Below are 23,657 nucleotides of genomic sequence, written 5' to 3' on the forward strand. Positions count from 1 at the left end.
GCGCCCCTAGCCAGTAGCCAGGCGGCGGGGCGCGGTGGCGGCGACGAACAGCCAGAACAGGACGATCGCGACGGCGGGGAACGCCAGTTCGCCCAGCAGCATCGCATCGGTGCCGTAAGTGTCGTGCATGTGGCCGTCGACCATCGACATCACCGCGATGGGGATGTTCGACAGCGCGGCCATCAGGTTGAAGTTCGTCGCCGCCGATTTCTTGCCGATCGCTTCCAGCACGATGGCGGCATAACCGGTAAAGGCCATGCCGACCGTGAAGTTGTAGAGCAAGACGCCGACGACGTAGACTTCGGGGGTGCGCGGGAACAGGATCATCGCCGCCGCTCCCGCGCCGACGAAGATGCCGAACAGCGAATAGGCGCGTTTCAGGTCCATCCGGTCGCAGACGAACCCTGCGACCAGCGCGCCGAGCACGGAAGCGCCGCCACCGGCAAGCCCGTTGACCACCGCTACGGTATTGCCGCCTGTGCCCCATTCGTTGGCAATCGCAGACCATGGCACGCCGCCCGAACCGATCGGCAACAACATGATGAGCAGCGCCAGATAGCCGAGGCGAGAGCGCGCCACGGCCCAGACATTGCGGATCACTTCTTTCAGTTCGCCGACATAATGCAATTCCGCGCTCGTCTTCACGAAGCGCGGCAAGGCCAGCGTCGCGAACCAGCACGCCATGCAGAACACGGCGATCACGACGCCCGATATCCACGGCTGGGCAAGGTTCTCGGCCAGCAGCAACCCGATGCCGCCGCCAAGCCCCGCACCGCCAAGGTTGCCCGCTTGCGACCATCCGCTTGCGCGCCCCCGCATTTCGGGCGGGACCTGGTTGGCCATGAAGATTTCGGCCGACATCGACACGAAGGTCGCCGTGACCGAGGATATGGCGATGAGCGCCATGAAGATCGGAATTTCGCTTTGCGTCTTGGGCATTATCGACATCACAAGGATCGAGAGGCCGACGCTGAATGCGCCCACGGCGTACCACGCCTTGGGATTGCCGATAGTGTCGACGAAGGGCGCCCACAGCATCTTCACCGTCTGCGGCCAGGCATTGACCGCGATTAGCGTGGCGATCACCGCAACAGACAGTCCCGCCTCTCCCAACAGGTAGGCGAGAGTGACGGAAACATAACCACTGCCTACGCCGAAGGGCGCGAACAGCGGGGCGAAGATGACCGGATTTCGGATCGTGCCGGGGCTTGCGTGAATTTCGTCTTCGCCGGACTCGGCTTCGATATGGACCGTCATCTGCATGGCTCCGGCGCGGGCATGCGCCAAAGGTTGCAGGTGATACCGCTTTGCCGGTGGGCGGCAACTCCTAAATTGCGGGCCTCAGGTTTCTGGCATCAATCCGTGGTCGATAAAAAACGGGGGCCGCCGATGTGGCGACCCCCGTCCTGTCAATTCATGTGCCTTGGCGTCAGGCGCTGGCGGGCAGCAGCCTTTCGCCAACGATCCGCTGCATCGCCTTCTGAACCTTTTCGAAGGCGCGAACCTCGATCTGGCGGATGCGTTCGCGGCTGACGTCGTATACCTGCGACAGCTCTTCGAGCGTCTGCGGGTTCTCGGTCAACCGGCGCTCGGTAAGGATGTGCTTTTCACGGTCGTTCAGCACGTCCATCGCATCGACCAGCATGTCATGCCGCACCTTGGCCTCTTCGGCCTCGGCCACGGTTTCGTCCTGCAGCGGGCGATCGTCGGTCAGCCAGTCCTGCCACTGGCCCGAACCTTCCTCGTCGCTGCGCATCGAGACGTTGAGCGAGGCATCGCCGCCCATGAGCATGCGGCGGTTCATGTTGACCACCTCCTGCTCCGGCACGCCGAGATCGGTCGCTATCTTGGCGACATCGTCGGGGTGCAGGTCGGTATCCTCGAAAGCCTCGAGGTTTTTCTTCATCCGGCGCAAGTTGAAGAACAGCTTCTTCTGCGCGGCGGTGGTGCCCATCTTCACCAGGGACCACGAACGCAGGATATATTCCTGGATCGAGGCCTTGATCCACCACATCGCGTAAGTGGCGAGGCGGAAGCCGCGATCGGGCTCGAACTTCTTCACGCCCTGCATCAGGCCGACGTTGCCTTCGGAGATGAGGTCGGACACGGGGAGGCCGTACCCGCGATAGCCCATGGCGATCTTCGCCACGAGTCGCAGGTGGCTGGTGACCAGCTGGGCCGCGGCCTCGGGGTCCTCGTGCTCCTGATAGCGCTTGGCGAGCATGTATTCCTGCTCTGGTTTAAGCACCGGGAATTTCTTGATTTCGGCGAGATAGCGGTTGAGGCTCTGCTCTCCGCCAAGCGCCGGTACCTTTGGTTTATTCGTCACGTCCTACCGAACCTTTCTACCGCCAACCCGCTGCCGGGACCCCTGCTGGGCATCCGCTGATGCGAGCCACGTCTTTCCTTATTAGACCGTATCGCGCCCGAAGTGTTGATGATTCTCTCAATCTGAACCTTCGATTTCCTCGATCAGTTCCCGCATGTCGGGTGGCATGTCGCTGCTGAAGTGCAGCCGGTCGCCGGTAACTGGATGATCGAAGCCGAGAACGGCGGCGTGAAGCGCCTGCCGGGAGAATTTGAGCCGCTGGAGAAGCGGCCTGAGACGCGAATCGGGTCTTCCATAGACAGGATCCCCCAATAGCGGATGGCCGATTGACGACATGTGAACGCGGATCTGGTGGGTTCTTCCCGTCTCCAGCCTGCATTCGACCAGCGCTGCGCCGGTCAGCCGCCGCAACGTCGCGTAATGGGTAACGGCGCGCTTGCCCCTGTTCGAATTGTCGTCGAGCACGGCCATCTTCTTGCGATCGCGGTCGCTGCGTCCGATCATGCCGGTAATCGTGCCCGCTGGCGGGGTGGGGTGCCCCTTCACAACCGCGTTGTAGACCCGCTCGATCGAGTGAACCGCGAACTGCGCGGCCAGCCCTTCGTGTGCGGCATCGCTTTTGGCGACCACGAGAAGCCCGGAAGTGTCCTTGTCGATCCGGTGCACGATGCCGGGGCGGGCCACCCCGCCGATGCCGGAAAGCTGCCCGGCGCAGTGATGCAGCAGGGCATTGACCAGCGTACCGTCGGCATTCCCCGCGGCCGGATGGACGACCATGCCCGCAGGCTTGTCGATCACGATCAGGTACGCATCCTCGAATACGACGTTCAGCGGAATGTCCTGTGCGATGGCTTCGGCTGGCGCGACTTCGGGTACGGCAATCGCAAAAGCGCTGCCTGCGGGCGGCTTGGTCGAGGGCGAGGTGGCAACCGTGCCTCCGACAATGACGGCACCTTCGGCGATCAGCGCCTTGATCCGCTCACGCGACAAGTCGGTGATGTCGGCAAGCGCCTTGTCCAGCCGCTGGCCGCCACGTTCGATCGTGCCGTGAATGACTTCGTCGCCCCCCATGATATGATAAATGGGAAATGCGCATTCAAACGGCAAGTTCGATAAGGGAAACACTGATCGCGGCGGCGCGGGCGGCGCATCCGCGCGAATGTTGCGGGCTGCTGCTGGGGACGGCCACGGACGAAGCCGCGCGGATCAGCACGGCATGCATCGGGGAGATTCGCCCCTGCCGCAACGTCCATGCCGATCCCGAACACCATTTCGAGATCGATCCGGCGGTGCTGATCGCGGCGCATCGCGCGGCGCGCGAGGGGGGAGCGTCAGTGCTAGGCTATTACCACTCTCATCCCATGGGAGAGCCGGTACCCTCGTTAACCGACAGGGAACAATCGGCATGCGACGGTAGGATATGGGCCATCGTGGCGGGGGAGCGGATCGGCTGGTGGCGGGACCTGCCCGAAGGGTTCGAGCAACTCGACCCACCGGTGTGAGCATTCAATCCGCTGCAAGATCGGGAATGAAGATGTGCTGGTGGACCAGAAACCACACGGGAGCGATCCATCCCCCGAAGGATCGCTCCCGTGACATCGATCCGGACGAAATCGATGTCTTCACGGCCTGGAACAGAACCGTGAGGTGTTTCGTGCCGGACTTATCGCGGGAAACTGGCATTTTGAAAACCTAAAAGAACTTATAACCAGACCATAACGGATTGAATTATTCGTGAATCTGTCATGGTCTGGTCATATTATCGGGTTCAGACCGCGTCGAGGGCTATGCCCTGCGCCTGCCGCATATCGGTTTCGTACCGGTTGCTGACGCGCAGGTTGTTCTGCACATGGGTCACTCCGCTGACGAGATCGGTGCAGTCTTCCGCCCGGCGTTTTGCCGCCTTCGAAGAGACTGTTCCGTCTAGAGTGACTTCGCGTTCCTGTACTGTGACGGTTACATCGCGGGCATCGACATAACGATCCTCAGTCAGGCGATCGCAGACATCGTCGAGTATGCGCTCGTCGGAACGGGTGTAATTCTGCGGTCCGGCACCGCGATGGTCCATTTCCCGGCGGCGGGCAGCATCATCGTCTCCGAACCAGCTCGCTATCTCGTCGCCCGCCCTTTCGAGAAACGGGCGGCGCGGGTCGCGATCATCGTCGTAGTCGGGACGGTATCCCATGCCACCATACCCGAACCCATATGGCGTAACGCCATATTGGCTTCGCGCAGGGTCGACATAGTCCCGGCCGCCATAACTTTCGCTGGTAAAGCGACCGTACCCTACATCCGGATCGCGGGAATAACGCTCGCTTCTTGTGTGTATGCGGCGTCCTTCGTCAGCTCTGTCGTCGTAATAGCGATTGCGCCTTTGCTGCCGCATTTCCGGGGCGCGTTCCCGTCTGCCATAGTCTGCGCCGCCGTAATGGCCCGTACCGCGAATTTCGGTGCGTTCGTAATCTACCGCCGTGTCGCCGGGCTGTCCCCCGGTCTGATCCCACTGCTGGGCTTGCTTCGTGTCCTGTTCGTAGTCGTTTTGCAGGTCGGAGTGTCGTTCGTAACGGTTGTTCATGGCGTCTCTCCATGTGCTGCCGGTTGTCCTGGACCGGTGCGGACGACAGCGTTGCCCGGCACCGGCGTCCCGCAGAGTGCGGGTGGCTGTACCGGATCAACGGCTGGACGCGGGGGAAGGTCCGCCAGCCAGCGCAGCTTGCGGGCGGCTCATCGCATCACAAAACTATGATAAATTTAGGTAATTTTCGATCTGACGCAAGCGTGGGGCTATTCGCCGAACAGCTTCCTGACCAATGCGTCGGCAGAGCATTTCTCGTCCGCCACCTCGAAACGCTGATACACCTCGTAAGCGTCGGTTTCGCTCACGCCCATCTTCGCGAAATAGCCGTAATAGTCGGCGTCCGCTTCGGGATAGTCGGCAAGATAGGCTAGATGCGCGCGCTTCAGGTGGTCGGGCATTTCGACCATACGGGAATAGCAGGCTGCGCGGCCATATTCGCGGCTTCGCAGGATGGGCAGGCCGGTTTCCTTCTTGAACCCGGTGACGAGTGCCTGTGCAACCTCCAGCTCCTCGCTCGTCAGGTTCAGATTGTCGAACCGGTCGCTGTCGTCGGCCAGCCCGTCACAGGCCGACAGGACGAGAAGCGCAGGGGCAAGGCCTGCCAAGGCGGCGAATTTGCGCAAGCGTGCAGCGCCGATCGGTTCGTGCAAAGCTGTCCCTTCCCGTTCAGGCCCGCATCCCTGCAGGCAGCGCCACCCTGTGGCCGGATGCGCCAGCCGTGCAGTGTGCCATAACCGGCACCTCCCGGCCACCGTGGTTGGTTCCGGTGCAAACCCTGTCCTTACCCGGCTTTCCTCACCCGCATCGCGGCGCTATGCACTGGCCGCCTATGGTCGAGTTTCCGCAACGCTTCGTCTTTTCCTTCCTCCGTGGCGCCAATTCCCTGCGCGCGATCGGCAAACCGGTTCTCGAAGCCGGAAGATTTTTTCCTGCCTGTGCCGGTTTCATCAACGATTTCAGGTTATCGGCCCCCGAGATTGACTGGAGAGCCGCACGATGAGCACCGACCCGACCCTTCTGGCCAACCTGATGTGTTCGCGCCTGTGCCACGATCTGCTGTCCCCGGTGGGCGGGATGACCAACGGCATAGAATTGCTGGCCGACGAGACCGATCCGGCGATGCGCGAACAATGCATCGAACTGCTGGCGCAGGGTGCGCGGCGCACGGCGACGAAGCTGCGCTTCTTCCGGCTGGCCTTTGGCGCGGCGGGCGGTTTCGATGCTGAGCTGCCGGTGAAGGAAGTGCGCGAACTGGTCGATTCGCTGGCCGGCGAAGCACGCGAGGTAAAGGTTCAGTGGACGCTGAATGTCGAAACCCTGCCCAAGGCTGCGGTAAAGGTCTTGCTCAATTTCGCGCTTCTCGCCATCGAGGCTTTGCCGCGCGGCGGCACGGTGACCCTTGCGGTGGAGGATAGCGGCTCCACGCACGAAATCGCCGTCCGCGCGGAAGGGATGCGCATCGCCTTCGACCCCCACGTGGGCGAGGCCATGGACGGGAATGTGGCGATGGACGATCTGAATGCCCATACGGCCCCGGCGGAGCTGGTCCGGCTGGTCAGCGCGGGCTGCGGCGGCGGGGTGCAGCATGCCCGGTCGGACGATGCGCTGATTCTTGGCGCGATCCTGCCTTACGGTGCCGCCGCAACCCATGGTGCCCATGCCTGAGCGGCGGCGCTTCCGCCCGCGGGTCGACATAGACCTCGAATGTCCCTCGCCCAACTGGGACGAACGGATGCTGCCGATCTCGATGGTCGTGCTGCACTATACCGACATGCCGGACGTCAACGATGCCATCGACAAGATGTGCAATCCCGACAGCAAGGTCAGCGCGCATTACTGCATCACGCGCGGCGGCAAGATCGTGCAGATGGTGGAGGAAGAAAAGCGTGCATGGCACGCGGGCCGTTCCTACTGGCGCGGGCAATCCGACGTGAACTCCGCCTCGATCGGGATCGAGCTGGACAATCCCGGCCACACCTGGGGCTATGAACATTTTCCCGAAGACCAGATGCAGGTGCTGATCCGCCTGTTGAACGACATCGTGAAGCGGCATGACATCCCGCGCGCCAACATCGTCGGCCATTCCGATGTCGCTCCCGCGCGCAAGGACGATCCGGGCGAAAAGTTCGACTGGGACCGGCTGGGCAAGCATCGGCTGGCGTTGAGCAAGCCCGACATCCGACTGGGCGATCCGTTCGACAATGACGGTTCGTTCTACCTCGGCCTCGAACGCTTCGGATATGACATTGCCGACGGCCACGCGGCGGTAAAGGCATTCCAGCGCCGGTTCCGGCCGGAACGCATCGATGGAGAGATCGACGGGGAGATCCGTGCGATCCTGTTCGGATTGCTCTTGGAACGCGATCGCGGTCTCGCTAGATAGCATCCCGCACCGGGGGGCCGGGCAGCCGCGTCGGGCCTGGGTTCTCTCTGGCTCGCCGAGGAAAGTCCGGGCTCCACGAAACAAGGGTGGCGGGTAACGCCCGCCGGTCCATCTTCGGATGGGCAAGGGAAAGTGCCACAGAGAGTATACCGCCGATGGAGGGAAACCTCACAGGCAAGGGTGAAAGGGTGCGGCAAGAGCGCACCGCGCGACCGGCAACGGAAGCGGCATGGCAAACCCCACCCGGAGCAAGGCCGAATAGGGACGGCGCGCCCGGCCGCAAGGTGCAGGGCAGGGGTGTTTCGCCCCGTGACCGTCCGGGTTGGCTGCTTGAGCGCTGCGGCAACGCAGGGCCGAGATGAATGGCTGCCGTCACGGATACGGTGCCGCATGGCATACCGTCTGTGTCACAGAACCCGGCTTACAGGCCCCCCGGTGCATTCAGGGGTCATTCGGCAAGGATAAGGGCGATGAGGGATCCGGTACTGGTCAGCGATATCGATGCAGGCGCGATCCGCGTCATCACGCTCAATATGCCGGACAAACGCAATCCTCTGACGGGCGCCGCGATGCTGGACGCGCTGGAGAACGCGCTGCGCGCAGCCGATGCCGCCGATGCGGTGCGCTGCGTCGTGCTGACGGGTGCGGGGAGCGCTTTTTCGTCCGGCGGCGATCTTAACGACATGGTGCCCGGCGGGGCGCTGGTCAGCGAGGATCCGGCCCGCACGCGCGACAATTACCGTACAGGCATCCAGCGCCTGCCCCGCCTGTTCGAATCGATCGAGGTGCCGGTGATCGCGGCGGTGAACGGCGCTGCCGTCGGCGCAGGGTGCGACCTTGCCTGCATGTGCGACATCCGCATCGCGGGCCAATCGGCGCGCTTTGCCGAAAGCTTCGTCAAGCTGGGCCTGATTTCCGGTGATGGCGGTGCGTGGCTGCTGCCTGCCGTCGTCGGCTATTCGCAGGCGGCGGAAATGGCGCTGACCGGCGACTGGGTCGGTGCCGAAGCGGCGCTGGCGATGGGCCTCGTCTCGCGGGTGGTGGCGGATGCGGACCTGATGGACATGGCGCTGGACCTGGCCCGCCGGATCGCGGCAAACCCGCCGCAGGCGACACGCATTACCAAGCGTCTGCTCAAACGCTGGCGCGACGCATCGCTGGATGACGTGCTGGACCATGCCGCATCGGCGCAGGCGCTGATGCACACCACGGCCGAACACCGCGCGGCCGTGGACCGTTTCCTCAAGCGCTAGGCGAATGCCCGACGCCGGGGCGCGTCAGCCCCGGCCGACCCCGGTGTAGGCGAAACCGGCCTGGGCCATGTCCGCCGGGTCATAGACATTGCGCAGGTCGATCAGCACGGGCGCCTTGGCCAGCGTCTTGACGCGATCGAGGTCCAGCGCGCGGAAAGCGTCCCACTCCGTCACGATGACGACCGCGTCCGCACCTTCGATCGCTTCGTAGGGGCTGCCGGTCATCGTGACGAAAGGCATCATCGGCGCGGCAAGGTCCATGCCTTCCGGATCATAGGCGGCGATCGCGACGCCCGCGTCGTCCAGCGCCTGCGCGATGGCGATGGCGGGTGAATCGCGCATGTCATCGGTGTTCGGCTTGAAGGTCAGGCCCAGCATCGCGACTTTCTTGCCGCGCGCGCCTTCGGCTCCGCCCAGTGCTTCGATCACCTTGCGGCCCATCGCGCGCTTGCGGCTGTCGTTGACCTTGACCACCGCCTCCACGATGCGGACCGGACTGTCGAAGTCCTCCGCCGTTTTCAGTAGCGCCAGCGTATCCTTGGGGAAGCACGATCCGCCATAGCCGGGGCCGGCGTGGAGGAACTTCGAACCGATCCGGTTGTCGAGGCCGATGCCGCGCGCCACGTCCTGCACGTCAGCGCCGACGCGCTCGCAAAGATCCGCCATCTCGTTGATGAAGGTGATCTTGGTGGCAAGAAAGGCGTTGCCCGCGTACTTGATCAGCTCGCTCGTACGGCGGCCGGTGAACAGGATCGGCGCCTTGTTCAGGAACAGCGGGCGATAGACGTCGCGCATGACTTCGCGGCCGAACTCGTCCTCTGCGCCGATGACGATGCGGTCGGGGCGCTTGAAATCGCTGATCGCCGCACCCTCGCGCAGGAATTCGGGGTTGGAGACGACGGCAAAGCGGTGCGGCGTGCCGCTTTCGGTCAGGATGCGTTCCACCGCGTCACCCGTACCCACGGGCACGGTCGACTTCGTGACCACGACCGCCGGGCCGGACAGCTTTTCGCCGATTTCGCGGGCGACCTGGTACACGAACGTGAGGTCGGCATGCCCGTCACCGCGCCGCGAAGGTGTGCCGACCGCGATGAAGATCGCGTCCGCACCCTTGATCGCGGATCCCAGATCGTTCGAGAAAGTAAGACGACCGCCGCGTACGTTGGATGCCACCAGCTCGGCCAAGCCGGGCTCGTAAATCGGCATGATGTTCTTTTCCAGCGCGGCGATCTTGGCATCGTCCTTGTCGACGCAGACGACTTCATGACCGAAATCGGCAAAGCACGCACCGGAAACAAGCCCGACATAGCCCGAGCCTACCATCGCGATCTTCATTGAATTCCCCTGATACGAACTTGCAGAGCATGTGGTTGCGGCGTCGCCGCGCTATGGATCATCAGACGGTCGCTTCCATGAACCAGCGGTCGGTGTCCTGCAAGCCGATGGCCGTCAGGTTTCCGGTCCGGAAGGCGCCGGTGTCGATGCCGATGCGGTTGGGCCAGCGGCGCGGGGCGTGGATGTCCACTGTCTCGCGGATGGTGTGGCCGTGAACGACGCAGAATTCGAATGACTGTGGATGGCTCAGGAACGGCTCGCGGATCCAGCGCACGTCGCCGGCCACTTGTGTTTCGATCGTGCGCGACGGATCGATCCCCGCATGGACGAAGACGTAATCGCCCAGCGCGATCAGGTTCTCCATCCCCGAAATGAAGTCGATGTCGGCCTGCGGGACGAGCGCGGGCAGCCGTTCGTGCAGCTCCTTGATCGACAGGCCGCGATATTCGCTGAGCGGTATGCCGTAGCTCAGGATCGTTTCGCGCCCGCCAACGCGCAGAAAGTGGCGCAGCGCGACCGGATCGTCCATCGCGCGCAGGAACATTTCCTCGTGATTGCCCATCAGGATGCGCACCGGCCGCCTTTGCCGCCATTCGCGGGCGGCGGCGATAACGCCTGCGCTGTGGGGGCCACGATCGACAAGATCGCCGAGCAGGATGACGAGACTGTTCGCATTGCCGCGCGCGGCATCGTCGGCATCGATGCGTTCGATCATCTGCCGGAACAGGTCCAGCCGCCCGTGGATGTCGCCAACGGCATAGACGCGCGTGTTATCCGGCAGGCGTGGCATACCTGCGCTTGCGTCATGGCGCTGCCCGGCTCTGGCCAGGAGGTTGGAGAAAGCTTTCAACACAGATGACTTCGCTTTGGTGGCGCCTTCTAGTTGTGCGGCGCCCAGTACTCAACTCCTGATAGGGGTGTGGGGTTTCGGTTGCGTTGCGGCAACGGGGCCGTTGCAAAAAATCCACACATCTTCCGCGCTTTGACGGTCATCGGAAAATGTCACTTGTGCACTGCACCACTACATTGCAGTTTTGTTTCGCATTCGTAACCAGGCGCGCAATGAACGATGCCGGAACGGATTGCAGGAGGGGTGGGGATCCTTGAAGACAACATGAGGGAAAACAACATGACCATTTCTTTCCGCAGCATTTTTGCCGCAACCATTCTTGCCGGCACCGCGCTGACCGCGGCTCCCGCACTGGCACAGGACAGCGACATCACCGTTTCGGCCAACGTGGCACTGACCACCGACTACCGCTTCCGCGGCGTGTCGTTCTCGGGCGGTGACTTCGCCGTGCAGGGCGGCGTCGATGTCGGTCACTCCAGCGGCTTCTATGTCGGCACCTGGGCTTCGTCGCTTGAGGAAGACGGCGGCTACGGTTCGACCGAAGTCGACATCTACGGTGGTTGGAGTGGCGCGCTCACCGACACCGTTTCGGTCGACGTCGGCCTCCTGTACTACATGTACCCGAACTCGGGCGCAGGCGATTTCGATTACCTCGAGCCTTATGCTTCGGTCACCGGCGCAGTCGGCCCGGCCGAAGTGACGGTTGGCGTTGCTTACGCGTTCGACCAGAACTCGCTCGACTTCGGCGCTGATGGCGGCACCGACGACAACCTCTACATCTACGGTGACCTCGGCTTCGGCATTCCCGAAACCCCGGTCTCGTTCTCGGCCCACCTCGGTTACACCGATGGCGCGCTTTCCTATGACTACGACGACACCTCGTTCGACTGGTCGGTTGGCGCTTCGGTCGGTTTCAAGGGCCTCGAGCTGGGCGTAGCCTATGTCGGAGTCGAAGGGCCGGACAGCTATCCGTACCGCACCGACGACACCGTCGTCGCCACCCTGTCGGCCAGCTTCTAAGCTTTACCGACAAGGTGGCTGCAAAGCCAAACGGAGCGGCCCGCACCCATGGTGCGGGCCGTTTTGTTTTGGTCGGGACGGACCGGGCTTGTGCACCGCGCGCGGGTGATTACGTTGCCTGCCATGACCAAGTACCTGCACACCATGATCCGGGTCACCGATCCGGATGCGACCATCGCCTTCTTCGACCTGATCGGCCTTCGCGAAGTGCGCCGGATGGAAAGCGAGAAGGGGCGCTTCACGCTCATCTTCCTCGCCCCGCCGGGGCAGGAGGACGTTGCCGAAGTCGAACTGACCTACAACTGGCCGCCCGAAGACGGCTCCGCGCCGGAAGAATATGCAGGCGGGCGCAATTTCGGGCATTTGGCCTACCGCGTCGACGATATTTACGCGACGTGCCAGGCACTGATGGATGCCGGCCACGTCATCCACCGCCCGCCGCGCGACGGGCACATGGCGTTCGTGAAATCGCCGGACGGCATCTCGGTCGAATTGCTGCAGGACGGTAACCTTCCGCCGCAAGAGCCATGGGCGAGCATGGAAAACACCGGCACCTGGTAAGGCCGCATCCGCGATCCATTCGCGCCGGCGGTGAAATGTGATACGCTCCATCCCCACTGGGTCGCGCCGTGGTGGATGGAGCCGGATCGTGACTTACTGGAAGCTCAAGGGTCGGGAACTCGCGAACTGCAACTGCGAGTATGGATGCAACTGCCAGTTCGGCGGCTTGCCGGACAAGGGCGGCTGCCAGGCGGTTTTCGGCATGGCGATAGACGAGGGGCACCACGGTGATACCGACCTGTCGGGCCTCAACATCGCCGCAGTGTTCCGCTGGCCGGGGCCGATCCATGAAGGGAAGGGCGAATGCGCCGCCTTCGTCGACGAGCGGGCGAGCGAGGATCAGCGCAACGCCCTGCTGACGATCATGACGGGCGGCGATACCGATCCGATGGCAACGGTCTTTGCCGTGTTTGCCTCCACGATAGAGAACATGCATCCGCCGATGTTCGGGCCGGTCGAATTTGATGTCGACGTCGAGGCGCGCACGGGCCGCCTGCGTGTGCCGGGGCATGTCGAGATGGACGGGGAGCCGATCCGCAATCCGGTCAACGGGGCAGAAGTACGCGCGCGCATCAACCTGCCCGACGGGTTCGAATATGAAGTGGCCGAGATAGGCTCCGGCACCAGCCGGTCTATCGCGCCGATGACGCTGGAGCATGCCAACAGCTACGGCCAGTTTGCCCACTTGCACCTCGACAGCCACGGAGTCGTGAGGACGGCCTGATGGCGCTGGCGCAAGTTGCGCTGCGGCACCACCGCACGGTCACGATCGCTGCGCTGGGCCTGCTGACCCTGCTGGCATGGGGCTGGATCATCTCCGGCGCGGGGATGGACGCAAGCATGGATGCGATGGCACCGGCTGAGCGGATGCCGGGTATGGCGACGCCGGACATGACGGCCGGATCGACGGGGACTGCGGGCTGGTTTGCGCTCGCGTTCTCGATGTGGTGGGTGATGATGGTCGCGATGATGCTTCCGGCCGCGGCTCCCACGATCCTGCTCTATGCCCGTGCGGCAGGGGCCGATGCGAGCGGGACGAGGCCCGCGACAGCGGCGTTCCTTGCCGGTTACCTTATCGCTTGGGGCGCCTTTTCACTGCTGGCTACCGCGCTACAGATGGTGGCCGAAAATGCGGGTCAGATCGGCCACATGACGATGACTTCGCAAAACCGATACCTGTCCTCCGCCGTCTTGATCGGTGCGGGGCTTTACCAGTTGAGTCCGTGGAAGGAGGCATGCCTGAAGCACTGCCGCAGCCCGGCGCATTTCCTTTCACGGCATTTCCGGCCCGGATCTCTTGGCGCCCTGACCATGGGGCTGCGCCACGGTGCTTATTGCGTCGGGTGCTGCTGGCTGCTGATGGCGCTGCTGTTCGTCGGCGGCGTGATGAATCTTGCATGGATCGCGATCCTCACACTGTTCGTCGCCGCAGAAAAACTTCTGCCGTGGGGGCGGCAGATCGCGCTTCTTGCAGGAGCGGGGTTCGTGATCTGGGGCGCGGTCGTTGCCCTGACGTAAAAAGCGTCAGGCAGCCTGGGAAGAGCCTTCCTCGCCCTCTTCAGGCACGCCCTTGGCAAAACGCAGGATCGCATAGCCGAGCAGGGCCGAGAGCAGCGATCCGCCCAGAACGCCCAGCTTCGCTTCCTCGATCAGGTGCGGATAGCCGGGGAAGGCCAGCGCGCCGATGAAAAGGCTCATCGTGAAGCCGATGCCGCACAGGACCGCCGTGCCCCACAACTGGACCCACGTCGCCCCTTCGGGACGCGGCGCCAGCTTCAGCTTGTCGGATACGAAGATTGCCGCGAAGATGCCCACCTGCTTCCCGATGAACAGGCCCGCCGCGATGCCGAGCGGCAGGGGATCGAGGAAGCCCTCCATGCCGATCCCTTCCATCGCGACGCCCGCGTTGGCAAAGCCGAACAGCGGAACGACGAGATAGGCGTTCCATGGCAGCAGCCCGTGTTCGAAACGCAGCAGCAGGCTGTCGCCCTTCGAATCCAGCCGCATCGGAATCGTCAGGGCGGCCAGTACGCCGGCGATGGTGGCGTGGACGCCCGAGTTCAGCACGAAATACCACAGCACCAGCGACAGGAAGGCATAGGCCCACCAGCGGTCGACGCGGAACCGGTTGAGGCCGATCATCACCGCCAGCACGACGAGCGAGGCAATCAGCCACATCAGCTTGAGGTTGGCGGTGTAGAATACGGCGATGATCGCCACTGCGCCAATGTCATCGACGATGGCGACGGTCAGCAGGAACAGGCGCAGCGAGGATGGTACGCGGTTGCCCAGAAGGCCCATGACACCCATCGCGAAGGCGATGTCGGTTGCCGCCGGAATGGCCCAGCCGCGATGCAGGTTGTCCGCACCCTCGCCAGTGATGACGCCAAGGAAGACGACGGCCGGAATCGCCATACCCATGGCTGCGGCGATCACAGGCAGCCGGCGGGCCGAGGGATCGGACAGCGCGCCATCGGCAACCTCCCGCTTGATCTCCAGCCCGACGACGAAGAAGAAGATCGCCATCAGTGCATCGTTGATCCACAGGTGCAGGTTGTCCAGCTTGGCAATCGGCGTCCACGCCAGAGTGCCGTGGAACAGGTCGTGGTAGTCGTGGGCAAGCGGCGAATTGGCGACGATCATCGCCAGCACCGCGATCACGATCAGGATGATGCCCGACGCCGCCTCGTTGTCGAAGAACGCCTTCAGGGTCTTGTTGATCGCCTTGGCTGTCGATTTCATGCCCGTGCCTCCGTCCGGGGTAGGCGGGGGCTTGCGTCGCGAAAGCAGCTAACGCGATTGGGGATAAGGGGCGCCTTGGTCATGGTCGCTCCTTTTCCCCAATTCGACCTCGGTTGCAAGGTAGCCCTTCCGCTCATATGCAGGTTGCCGTGGTTCCGGGGGCAATTGATACGTGAATTGAGGGGTTTATGGGGGTCGCAGCCCAGGGGTGGTTCATTCCGCTCATGTCTTTTGTCGAATCCGCCCGGCTGGAGCTGCTGCTCTTCGCCGCGTTCTGGTTCGTCCTTGGTGCGATCGACGAAATCGCTATCGACTGTGCGTGGTTCTGGCTGCTGCTGACCGGCAAGGCGCGCACGCCCCGGCTCGATGCGCCGACGGCCACGCGGCTTTCCCGTCCGATCGCGCTGTTCGTGCCTGCGTGGCAGGAAGCGCGCGTCATCGGCGCGATGATCCGTTACACGCTGGCCGCGTGGCCGCACGCCGATCTCAGGGTCTATGCCGGCTGCTATGTCAACGATCCTGCGACCCGCGCGGCGATGGAGGCAGGTGCGGAGGATGATCCGCGCGTCACGATCGTGGTGAACGAAACGCCGGGGCCGACGACGAAGGGGCAATGCCTCAACCGGCTTTTCCGCGCGATGCAGGAAGACGAAGCGCGAGAGGGCAGGCGCTTCGGCGCGGTCCTGCTCCACGATGCGGAAGACATGGTCCACCCCGATGCACTGACCCTGATCGACCGCGCGCTCGACGATGCGGATTTCGTGCAGATTCCAGTGCGACCGGAAATGCAGATCGATTCGCCGTGGGTAGGCAATCACTACGCCGACGAGTTCACGGAGGCGCACGCGCGGGAAATGGTGGTGCGCGACCGGCTGGGCGCGGGCCTGCCCGCCGCTGGCGTCGGCTGCGCCTTTGCCCGCGATGCTCTGGACAAGGTGGCCGAACTGCGCGGTGGCGCCCATGCGGACGGGCCGTTCGACCCGCTGGCCATGACCGAGGATTATGAACTGGGCATGCTGATCGGACGCCGTGGCAGTTTTCCCGGCGGCAAGGGCGGGCGCTTCCTGCGTGTTCGCGCGGCGAACGGTTCGCTGGTTGCGACGCGGGCCTATTTCCCGGCGCGCATCGACGCGGCGGTGCGTCAGAAGTCGCGCTGGGTTCACGGCATCGCTTTCGACGGATGGGACCAGCTGGGGTGGAGCATGAGCCCTGTCGAGCTGTGGATGCGCATTCGCGACCGGCGCGGGCCCTTGGTGGCGCTGGTCCTTGCAGCGGCCTACCTTCTGGTCTTGCTGACCGGCGTGTTGTGGCTGGCCGATGCCATGGGCTGGTATCCGGCGGGCAAGCTGCCGGTGATCGTTTACTGGGTGCTGATCGCGACCACGCTGGCCTTTGCGTGGCGGGCGCTGGTGCGCTTCGTTCTGGTAGGGCGCGAATACGGCTGGGGCGAGGGGCTGGCGGCGGTGCTGCGCATTCCGGTGGCAAATGTCATCGCCATCATCGCCACGCGGCGCGCCGTATTCCGTTATGCGGCGACGCTGTTCGGGAAACCGGCCAGATGGGAAAAGACCGACCATGACCGCCATGTCGTCGATGTCGTCGCGGGGAACGGCGCGGTTCGGCAACAGTCGCGGGACGCGGCATGAAAGGGCGCAGGCGCGGGCAGCCACTGGTGGCATTTGCCGGTGTGATGGTGGCGTGGGTCGGCTTTCGCGCATGGGGGCCGATGGACGCGCTGCTCGATGCGCCGCTACCGCTGCCGCCCACGGTTGCGGGGCGTGTGGAACCTGCCGCGGAAGCGATGCCGGTTGAAAGGCCGGTGAACGACATTTCTCAGCCCGTCGCCATATCCCGGCCTGCAAAGCCGGATGCGGTGGCAGCTGCGCCTGTCGAATTCCTGCAAACCGGGTCAGTCGCCCCCGTCGTACTCGCGCGAACAGCTCCGCCTGCGCCGGTGCCGACACAATCCGCGCCGCCCGAATATGAACAGGCGCCCGAACCAAAGACCCTGCCATCCGCGCAAGTTCCGTTCGGTGCCGTTCCCCCCGAAGTGCGCGCGCGCCGACGCTGGTCGGCCGATGCGTGGGTGCTCTGGCGCGAGAAGGGCCGGGCTGGCGCGGCGCTGGTCGGTGGCGGAACATACGGGGCCAGCCAGGCCGGTGCCGTACTGCGCTATCGCATCGCGCCTGACAGCCGATTCGACCCGCGCGCCTATTTCCGTGCCACGACGACGCTTTCGCCGGAATACGAGGTCGAGGGCGCAGCGGGCATTGCGGTCCGCCCGCTTGCGCGTTTGCCGGTCGACCTGATGGCAGAGGGGCGCGTGCTGCATTTCTTCGGCGACGAGAAGCTGCGCCCCAGCGAAACGCGCGTGCGTCCGGCGGTGATGGCCGTCGCCGGACCGCCGCCGCTCCCGCTCGTCGCAGGGGCAAGGGCGGAGGCTTATGCGCAAGTCGGCTATGTCGGCGGGGAAGGGGCCAGCACTTTTGCCGACGGGCAGGTGCGGGTGGTGCGTGATGTTCCCTTGCTTGCGCCCGGCAAATACCGGCTGGAGGCGGGCCTTGGCGCATGGGGCGGGGCACAAAAGGGTGTCCACCGTGTCGATGTCGGCCCGACGGCGGCCTTGCGCTTTCCCATAGGCAAAAAGGTCTTCGGGCGGGCAAGTCTCGACTGGCGACAGCGCGTGGCCGGGGATGCGGAACCCGGATCGGGGCCGGTATTCACGCTTTCTGCGGGTTTTTAGAGAGTAAGTCGTTTGAAGGGGCAGACATGGCGCGCGCTATCTTGCATTAAGCTTGCATCTGCCTAAGCCCACCGGGAAGTCATGGACGTCTACCTTCCCATTGCCAACCTTTCGGTCAACGGTCTCGTCATCGTCCTTCTGGGCGGGCTGACGGGCTTGCTTTCGGGCATGTTCGGCGTTGGCGGCGGATTTCTGACGACACCGCTGCTGATCTTCTACGGCGTGCCGCCAACGGTTGCCGCGGCATCGGCGGCAACGCAGGTGACAGGCGCCAGCGTTTCCGGCGCGATCTACCAGCACAAGCGCGGCGGGATCGATTTCCAGATCGGCGGAGTGATGGTGGCGGGCGGCATCATCGGCACCGGCATCGGCGCATTGCTGTTCCGCCTGCTGACGGCGCTGGGCCAGATCGATGTCGCGATCAGCGTGCTCTACGTGGTCATCCTCGGCTCGATCGGCGTGATCATGGCACGAGAGGCGATCCCCGAACTGTTCGGCGGCAGGCTGGCGAAACTGGGCAAGACACCCAGCAAGCGCCGTCACCACCCGATCGTCGCCAACCTGCCGCTGCGCTGGCGGTTCTATCGTTCGGGCCTCTACATCTCCCCGCTCGCGCCGCTGTTCCTGGGCATGGCGGTCGGCATCCTGACGATGCTGATGGGCATCGGCGGCGGCTTCCTGCTGGTGCCCGCCATGCTCTATGTTTTGGGCATGAGCGCGAATGTCGTCGTCGGCACGTCGCTGTTCCAGATCCTGTTCACTACCATCGCCACGACGATGATGCACGCGCTGACCACCAATGCGGTCGATGTCGTTCTGGCGGCGCTCTTGCTGATCGGTTCGGTTTCGGGCGCGCAGATCGGCGCACGTTTTGCATCCGATGTCAGGCCGGAACTGCTGCGCTTCATTCTTGCCATGCTGGTGTTGATGATCGCGATCCGCATGGCGGTGGGGCTGACATACCGGCCCGAAGAGATCTTCACGGTGGTTCCGCTGTGAAGGCCTTGCGCCTCTTGGCACGCGTAACCGTGCTGGGCGCGATCCTTGCCTGCACCACGGCGGCGCGGGACCCGATCCTGGTGCCCGAAGTTTCCCAGCACGAGGTTGTCGTGCGCACCGGCTTTACCGGTGCGGACCTGCTGCTCTACGGCGCGGTGCTGCAACCCGATGGAACCCGCGCGGGGCAAGGTTCGGCCTATGACATCATCGTGGTGCTGAAGGGGCCGAGCCAGCCGATCACCCTGCGCGAGAAAAAGCGGCGGCTGGGCATGTGGATCAATGCCGACAGCACGTCGTTCCGTTCCGCGCCCTCGTTCTATGCGCTGGCCTCATCCCGCCCGCTGGACGACATTACGGACGGCAAGACCCGCGCGATCTACGAGCTGGGTCTGGACTGGCTGCAACTGTCCCCGATCGGTTCGATCGACCCGACCGAGCAGGATCATTTCGCACGCGGGCTTGTCGACAAGCGCGTTGCCGCCGGGCTCTACCGGCAGGACGAAAGCGGCGTCACGATCAGCCAGGACGTGCTGTATCAGGCCCGTATCCCCTTGCCTTCCAGCGTTATCACCGGGCGTTATCGGGCGGAGACTTTCGCGCTGAAGGAGGGGCGGGTCGTTGCCTCCGCCACCAGCGAGGTGATGGTCGAAAAACGCGGCTTCGAACGCGCTGTCGAGGTGTGGAGCCGCGAGGATTCGTTCCTCTACGGCATCGTGGCGATCATGCTTTCGGTGGGCATGGGCTGGATCGCCGGACGGCTGTTCTCCTCGGGGTGATCCGGTACCCCGTCCGCATCCCTTTCGCGCCTTCTTTAGCGGGACGTTAACCCTGTCGCTCTACGATGCCGGTGGAATACCTGCGGCATAGCAAGAGGCGCGCTGTACATGAACGACATGAACCGGTTCTCGGGCGGTCATCCCTTCCGTCGACCTTTCGAACGGGTCAGCCCCGACCAGCGCCGTTCGCTGGGCGAAGACGTGCCTGCTTCCGCTTCACCTCCGGTCGCCGAGACGCCGCCTGCCGCGCCGCAGGGCGAGGCGCGGTTCGCTTCTCCCCCCGACGTTCCCCCGGCCAGCACCCGGCCGCCTGCCCCTCCAGGCGGCTTCGGTGCTGGTTCGCCGCCTCCCGGTTTCGGCGCGGGCCACGCGGTTCCGCCGCCGCCCGTGGCTGAACCTGCGCCTGCCGAACCTGCCTTCCCGCAACCCGAAGCAAGGGCAGCCGATCCTTACGAGGGGCGTCCCACGGCAGTCCCCGCTCCGCCCTCGTTCGATGCCGAGCCAGCCGAACAACCCGCCGCCGAAGCACGCTACCGGCCGATCGATCCGCCGGCACCTCCGGGCGGTTATGACGCCGAACCGCCCCGTCCGGTCGCACGTCAGCCCGAACCGGAAGCGGAACGAGTGCCGGAACCTGCCCCCGCAGTTGACCAGTCGCATGACGACGAAGCCGAAGAAGCGCCCGAAACCCGCAGCTCCACAGCGCATCGCGCGATCGGTGAAGTGCTGCAGATCGCCGGATCGTCCTCGCGCGCCCTGCTCGATCCCAAGCGTCTAGCCGAGTGTGCGCAGGAAGCCGATCCTTCGGTCCAGCTTGCCGGTCTCGTCGGTTCGCAGATCAAGGTTCGCGTCGGCCAGATCTGGCTGCTTGCGTCCGTCCGCACCCAGACGCTGGACCGCGCCACCGGTGAAATCATCGCGGAAATCGACTTCCTAGGTGAGGGGCAGGAAGAGAAGCTGACCGGCCGCATCCGCAACTTCACGCGCGGTATCACGCACTATCCGGTGCCCGGTGCAGAGGTATTCGCCGCGACCAACGCCGACCTTGCCCAAGTCTATGCATCGGACGGCCGCTCCAACATCCAGATCGGCAAGGTCTTCCCCACCAAAGACATCCGTGCGGGCCTCTACATCGATGCCATGCTGGGCAAGCACTTCGCGTTGCTGGGATCGACCGGTACCGGTAAGTCGACCAGCGCCGCGCTGATCCTGCACCGCATCGTGGAATCGGCCCCCGAAGGCCACATCATGATGATCGACCCCCACGGTGAATATTCCGCCGCGTTCCGGGGTACGGGCCAGATTCTCGACGTCGGCAACCTCAAGGTTCCCTACTGGCTGATGAACTTCGAGGAACACTGCGAAGTCTTCGTCACGAACGAGGGTACGGACCGGCAGGCCGACATGGACATCCTTGCCAAGTGTCTGCTGAAAGCGCGTGCGAAGAACCGCATGGCAGAACAGATGAGCCGCCTGACGGTCGATTCGCCGATTCCCTACCTGCTGTCCGACCTGACGACCGCGATCCAGGACGAGATGGGCAAGCTGGACAAGGCGACCAACACTGCCCCGTTCCTGCGCGTGAAGACCAAGATCGAGGAGATCAAGGCCGACCCGCGCTACCAGTTCATGTTCTCCGGCATGCTTGTCGCCGATACCATGAGCGAGGTGATCCAGCGCCTGTTCCGCATGCCTTCGAACGGCAAGCCGATCTCGATCATCGACGTGTCGGGCGTGCCGTCCGAAATTACCAGCACGGTGGTCGCCATGCTGTCGCGCATGGTGTTCGACTTCGCGATCTGGGGTCGTGACGAAAAGACGCGCCCGATCCTGCTCGTCTGCGAAGAAGCGCACCGCTACGTTCCGAACGAGAAGAACGCCGACAAGTCATCGGTGGGCCGCATCCTTTCGCGTATCGCCAAGGAAGGCCGTAAATACGGTATCTCGTTGGGCCTTATCACGCAGCGTCCGTCGGATTTGGCCGAAGGCGTCCTTTCCCAGTGCGGCACGATCCTGTCGATGCGTCTCAACAACGAACGCGACCAGGATTTCGTGAAAGCGGCCATGCCCGAAGGCGCGCGCGGCTTCCTCGACACGATTCCGGCGCTGCGCAACCGCGAATGCATCGTCTGCGGCGAGGGTACGGCCATCCCGATGCGCGTGACGTTCGACGATCTTGAAGAACGCAAGCGCCCGGCATCGGAAGACCCGAGCTTCAGCGAACTGTGGAACGAGAGCGGCGGCGAGGAAGAAGCGGTCGAGCGCATCGTGACGCGGTGGCGGGCGCAGCATAGGTAGTTTTTGCTGAGCCCGGCGTCTGAGTGCCCCAAACAAACAAGGTTACAAAGGTGACACCCTGTAACCCTGCATTCTGCCGCAAAATCGGCGGAAAAGCTGGAGTTTGGCCGGTCCGGTCAGGGTGACAGGTTGGTGGCGATCCGACGATGGCAAAGAGCGTGCGCATCATGGCGAGCCCTCGCGAAGTAGGAAAACGCTTTCTCGCACAACCTGCGCCGTCCATATCTCGCCGCACCCTGCCTTGATGGGCGGGTGCGGCGAAACTCCTGCGTGGCCAAGGGATCGCAAGCGCGCTAAAGGCGCCGGCAACAGGTGCCTCTTTGCTGAAAACGCTTTTTAAACATACGGTCAGGCTTGAGCCCCAGCGTAGCACTGGCCATCTGGGCTGGTTGCGGGGGGCGATTGGTGCGACCGTCGGCATTGCCATAGCAGGCTGGGTCGGGTTGCTGGTCGCCGGTCCGTCCGCCGGAGGATATCCTTTCCTGATCGCGCCGCTGGGGGCATCGGCCGTTCTGGTGTTTGCCATACCTGCCAGCCCGCTGGCCCAACCATGGCCGGTGATCGGCGGGGATCTGCTTTCCGCGATGGCTGGCCTGGCGTCGGGCCTGCTTCTGGGCGATCCGGTATTGAGCTGCGCGGTCGGCGTTGGCGCGGCGATCGGGATCATGACGATTGCGCGATGCCTGCACCCTCCGGGCGGTGCCTGTGCGCTTTTATGTGCATTGGGCGCTACCGGTGCCGACGGGTGGGGCTTTGCCTACATCGTGCCGATTGCCGCCAATGTCCTCACGCTCGTCCTGATAGGGTGGCTTTACAACAACTGCACCGGACACCGATGGCCGCATGTCCAATATCCCGTGCCGAGGCGGACGGTGCCGTTCCCCCATCCGGGCACCTTTCGCAGGTCGGATATCGAAGAGGTCCTTAGCGACTGGGACGAAGTGCTCGACATTGATGTCGACGATCTCGACGCGGTGTTCCGCGCTGTCGAGCGCAAGGCAGCCAAGCGAAATTCCACAGAGGGGAGCGCGCCCTGAACAGGCCGCACGATCAAGTCCCCCGCGTGTCGCCGTAAAGGTGGATATGCAGCCGGTCCGTCATGCGCAGCCCACGTTCCAGCGCTGCGGCTGACAGCCACTTTCCGCGTTCGCGAAGCGTGGCGCTGTCGGTGCCTTCGGGCATCACATAGACCCGCGCTTTGGGGTGGCGGTGCTTTTCGACGAGCGCCATGACTTCGTCGAGGTCAGCCGGCTGAGCCACCACGAATTTCAGGAAGGCGCGCGGGTCGTCGGCCCAGAAATCCAGCATTTCCGGGATCAGCGCCAGATCGGCAGGATTGCCGCTATGCGCCAGCTTGGGGCTGACGTTGTACTGGTCCACCCGCACGTCGAGGCGGGCAGGGGGCTTTACCGTGCCGTTGGTCTCGATCTCGACCTGCATATCCGGCAAATGCTCCAGCATCTTCGCCAGCGCCGCGCCTTGCAGCAGCGGTTCGCCGCCGGTGATGACGAGCCGGTCCTGCCCCAGCGCCGCGATGCGTTCTGCCACTTCGGCCTCGTCCAGCGTGACCTGATTGGCCTTGCGGTCAAACGCGACGCCATTGCGGTGCGGCCTGTTGTCGCCCTCGAAACGCCACGTATAGGCCGTGTCGCACCACTGGCAGGCAAGGTTGCACCGCGACAGCCGCACGAAGGCGACGGGCCGCCCGACCGACGGCCCTTCGCCCTGCAGCGAGGCGAAAATCTCCGGCCCGCCCGTATCGTCGGTGGCGAGCGTGACAGACATTTGCG

Annotated in this window: 23 protein-coding genes and 1 other RNA gene; 15 read left to right on the plus strand and 9 right to left on the minus strand. The window is 64.0% G+C overall.

Annotated features, from left to right (window positions below; all coding sequences use genetic code 11):
* Positions 1-6: 6 nt before the first annotated feature.
* From A7A77_RS06820 to A7A77_RS06830, 3 genes are all read right to left on the minus strand, one after another.
* Positions 7-1,257, minus strand: a complete 1,251-nt coding sequence (locus A7A77_RS06820; protein WP_172799856.1) for an MFS transporter — start codon at positions 1,255-1,257, stop codon at positions 7-9.
* 172 nt (positions 1,258-1,429) lie between these two features.
* A complete protein-coding gene (gene rpoH / locus A7A77_RS06825) occupies positions 1,430-2,329 on the minus strand; it encodes an RNA polymerase sigma factor RpoH (RefSeq protein ID WP_066555642.1) in 900 nt (299 codons plus the stop codon).
* A gap of 117 nt (positions 2,330-2,446) precedes the next feature.
* Positions 2,447-3,400, minus strand: coding sequence for an RluA family pseudouridine synthase (locus A7A77_RS06830; protein WP_066555644.1), 954 nt, complete (start codon positions 3,398-3,400; stop codon positions 2,447-2,449).
* A gap of 17 nt (positions 3,401-3,417) precedes the next feature.
* Between A7A77_RS06830 and A7A77_RS06835 the strand changes: the two genes are divergently transcribed.
* Positions 3,418-3,831, plus strand: a complete 414-nt coding sequence (locus tag A7A77_RS06835) for a M67 family metallopeptidase (RefSeq protein WP_066555646.1) — start codon at positions 3,418-3,420, stop codon at positions 3,829-3,831.
* A 266-nt stretch (positions 3,832-4,097) separates the two neighbouring features.
* Here the strand turns inward: A7A77_RS06835 and A7A77_RS06840 are convergent, their stop codons facing one another.
* Positions 4,098-4,904 (minus strand): BON domain-containing protein, encoded by an 807-nt coding sequence (locus tag A7A77_RS06840; protein ID WP_066555648.1) that lies wholly within the window; start codon positions 4,902-4,904, stop codon positions 4,098-4,100.
* Positions 4,905-5,113: 209 nt separating this feature from the next.
* Positions 5,114-5,557, minus strand: a complete 444-nt coding sequence (locus tag A7A77_RS06845) for a hypothetical protein (RefSeq protein WP_066555650.1) — start codon at positions 5,555-5,557, stop codon at positions 5,114-5,116.
* A 346-nt stretch (positions 5,558-5,903) separates the two neighbouring features.
* Here A7A77_RS06845 and A7A77_RS06850 point away from each other — a divergent pair, with 346 nt between their 5' ends.
* The 4 genes from A7A77_RS06850 (at position 5,904) to A7A77_RS06865 (ending at position 8,543) form a co-directional block, all read left to right on the plus strand.
* Entirely contained in the window at positions 5,904-6,572 is a 669-nt protein-coding gene (locus A7A77_RS06850; protein WP_066555652.1) for a histidine phosphotransferase family protein, read from the plus strand.
* Entirely contained in the window at positions 6,565-7,290 is a 726-nt protein-coding gene (locus A7A77_RS06855) for an N-acetylmuramoyl-L-alanine amidase (RefSeq protein ID WP_066556032.1), read from the plus strand. Before A7A77_RS06850 ends, A7A77_RS06855 begins: the two co-directional genes overlap by 8 nt.
* Positions 7,291-7,299: 9 nt before the next feature.
* An RNA gene (rnpB, locus tag A7A77_RS06860) (RNase P RNA component class A) lies at positions 7,300-7,730 on the plus strand.
* A gap of 30 nt (positions 7,731-7,760) precedes the next feature.
* Positions 7,761-8,543, plus strand: a complete 783-nt coding sequence (locus A7A77_RS06865; RefSeq protein ID WP_066555654.1) for an enoyl-CoA hydratase-related protein — start codon at positions 7,761-7,763, stop codon at positions 8,541-8,543.
* Between the two features lie 24 nt (positions 8,544-8,567).
* Here A7A77_RS06865 and A7A77_RS06870 read toward each other — a convergent pair whose 3' ends face one another.
* Entirely contained in the window at positions 8,568-9,878 is a 1,311-nt protein-coding gene (locus tag A7A77_RS06870) for a UDP-glucose dehydrogenase family protein (RefSeq protein WP_066555656.1), read from the minus strand.
* A gap of 61 nt (positions 9,879-9,939) precedes the next feature.
* Positions 9,940-10,668: a metallophosphoesterase family protein gene (locus A7A77_RS06875; RefSeq protein WP_066555658.1), complete on the minus strand. Its 729-nt coding sequence runs from the start codon at positions 10,666-10,668 to the stop codon at positions 9,940-9,942.
* 339 nt (positions 10,669-11,007) lie between these two features.
* On the opposite strand from A7A77_RS06875, the gene A7A77_RS06880 reads away from it, so the two are divergent.
* The 4 genes from A7A77_RS06880 to A7A77_RS06895 all read left to right on the plus strand — a co-directional run bounded on the left by A7A77_RS06880 (position 11,008) and on the right by A7A77_RS06895 (position 13,827).
* Positions 11,008-11,748, plus strand: coding sequence for a TorF family putative porin (locus A7A77_RS06880; protein ID WP_066556035.1), 741 nt, complete (start codon positions 11,008-11,010; stop codon positions 11,746-11,748).
* 123 nt (positions 11,749-11,871) lie between these two features.
* On the plus strand, positions 11,872-12,309 hold the full coding sequence (locus A7A77_RS06885; RefSeq protein WP_066555661.1) for a VOC family protein: 438 nt from the start codon (positions 11,872-11,874) through the stop codon (positions 12,307-12,309).
* 88 nt (positions 12,310-12,397) lie between these two features.
* Positions 12,398-13,033, plus strand: coding sequence for a DUF1326 domain-containing protein (locus A7A77_RS06890; protein WP_066555663.1), 636 nt, complete (start codon positions 12,398-12,400; stop codon positions 13,031-13,033).
* Positions 13,033-13,827: a DUF2182 domain-containing protein gene (locus tag A7A77_RS06895; RefSeq protein WP_066555665.1), complete on the plus strand. Its 795-nt coding sequence runs from the start codon at positions 13,033-13,035 to the stop codon at positions 13,825-13,827. The genes A7A77_RS06890 and A7A77_RS06895 overlap by 1 nt, the downstream gene beginning before the upstream one ends.
* Positions 13,828-13,833: 6 nt before the next feature.
* On the opposite strand, the gene nhaA is transcribed toward A7A77_RS06895, so the two are convergent.
* Positions 13,834-15,051, minus strand: a complete 1,218-nt coding sequence (gene nhaA / locus A7A77_RS06900; RefSeq protein ID WP_066555667.1) for a Na+/H+ antiporter NhaA — start codon at positions 15,049-15,051, stop codon at positions 13,834-13,836.
* A 224-nt stretch (positions 15,052-15,275) separates the two neighbouring features.
* On the opposite strand from nhaA, the gene A7A77_RS06905 reads away from it, so the two are divergent.
* The 6 genes from A7A77_RS06905 (at position 15,276) to A7A77_RS06930 (ending at position 22,904) form a co-directional block, all read left to right on the plus strand.
* Positions 15,276-16,697 (plus strand): glycosyl transferase family protein, encoded by a 1,422-nt coding sequence (locus A7A77_RS06905; RefSeq protein WP_066555669.1) that lies wholly within the window; start codon positions 15,276-15,278, stop codon positions 16,695-16,697.
* Positions 16,694-17,794 (plus strand): hypothetical protein, encoded by a 1,101-nt coding sequence (locus tag A7A77_RS06910; RefSeq protein WP_156500463.1) that lies wholly within the window; start codon positions 16,694-16,696, stop codon positions 17,792-17,794. Before A7A77_RS06905 ends, A7A77_RS06910 begins: the two co-directional genes overlap by 4 nt.
* A gap of 81 nt (positions 17,795-17,875) precedes the next feature.
* The gene (locus A7A77_RS06915; protein ID WP_066555674.1) at positions 17,876-18,793 is read left to right on the plus strand and encodes a sulfite exporter TauE/SafE family protein; all 918 of its coding nucleotides are present in this window, start codon (positions 17,876-17,878) and stop codon (positions 18,791-18,793) included.
* A gap of 5 nt (positions 18,794-18,798) precedes the next feature.
* A complete protein-coding gene (locus A7A77_RS06920; protein WP_066556037.1) occupies positions 18,799-19,569 on the plus strand; it encodes a TIGR02186 family protein in 771 nt (256 codons plus the stop codon).
* Positions 19,570-20,193: 624 nt separating this feature from the next.
* Entirely contained in the window at positions 20,194-21,867 is a 1,674-nt protein-coding gene (locus tag A7A77_RS06925) for an ATP-binding protein (protein ID WP_066556038.1), read from the plus strand.
* Positions 21,868-22,256: 389 nt separating this feature from the next.
* Positions 22,257-22,904: an HPP family protein gene (locus A7A77_RS06930; protein WP_245638416.1), complete on the plus strand. Its 648-nt coding sequence runs from the start codon at positions 22,257-22,259 to the stop codon at positions 22,902-22,904.
* 13 nt (positions 22,905-22,917) lie between these two features.
* Here A7A77_RS06930 and A7A77_RS06935 read toward each other — a convergent pair whose 3' ends face one another.
* Positions 22,918-23,652, minus strand: coding sequence for a 7-carboxy-7-deazaguanine synthase QueE (locus A7A77_RS06935; protein WP_066555676.1), 735 nt, complete (start codon positions 23,650-23,652; stop codon positions 22,918-22,920).
* Positions 23,653-23,657: the final 5 nt, after the last annotated feature.

Origin of the sequence: Croceicoccus bisphenolivorans, assembly GCF_001634625.1 — a bacterium.
GTDB lineage: Bacteria > Pseudomonadota > Alphaproteobacteria > Sphingomonadales > Sphingomonadaceae > Croceicoccus > Croceicoccus bisphenolivorans.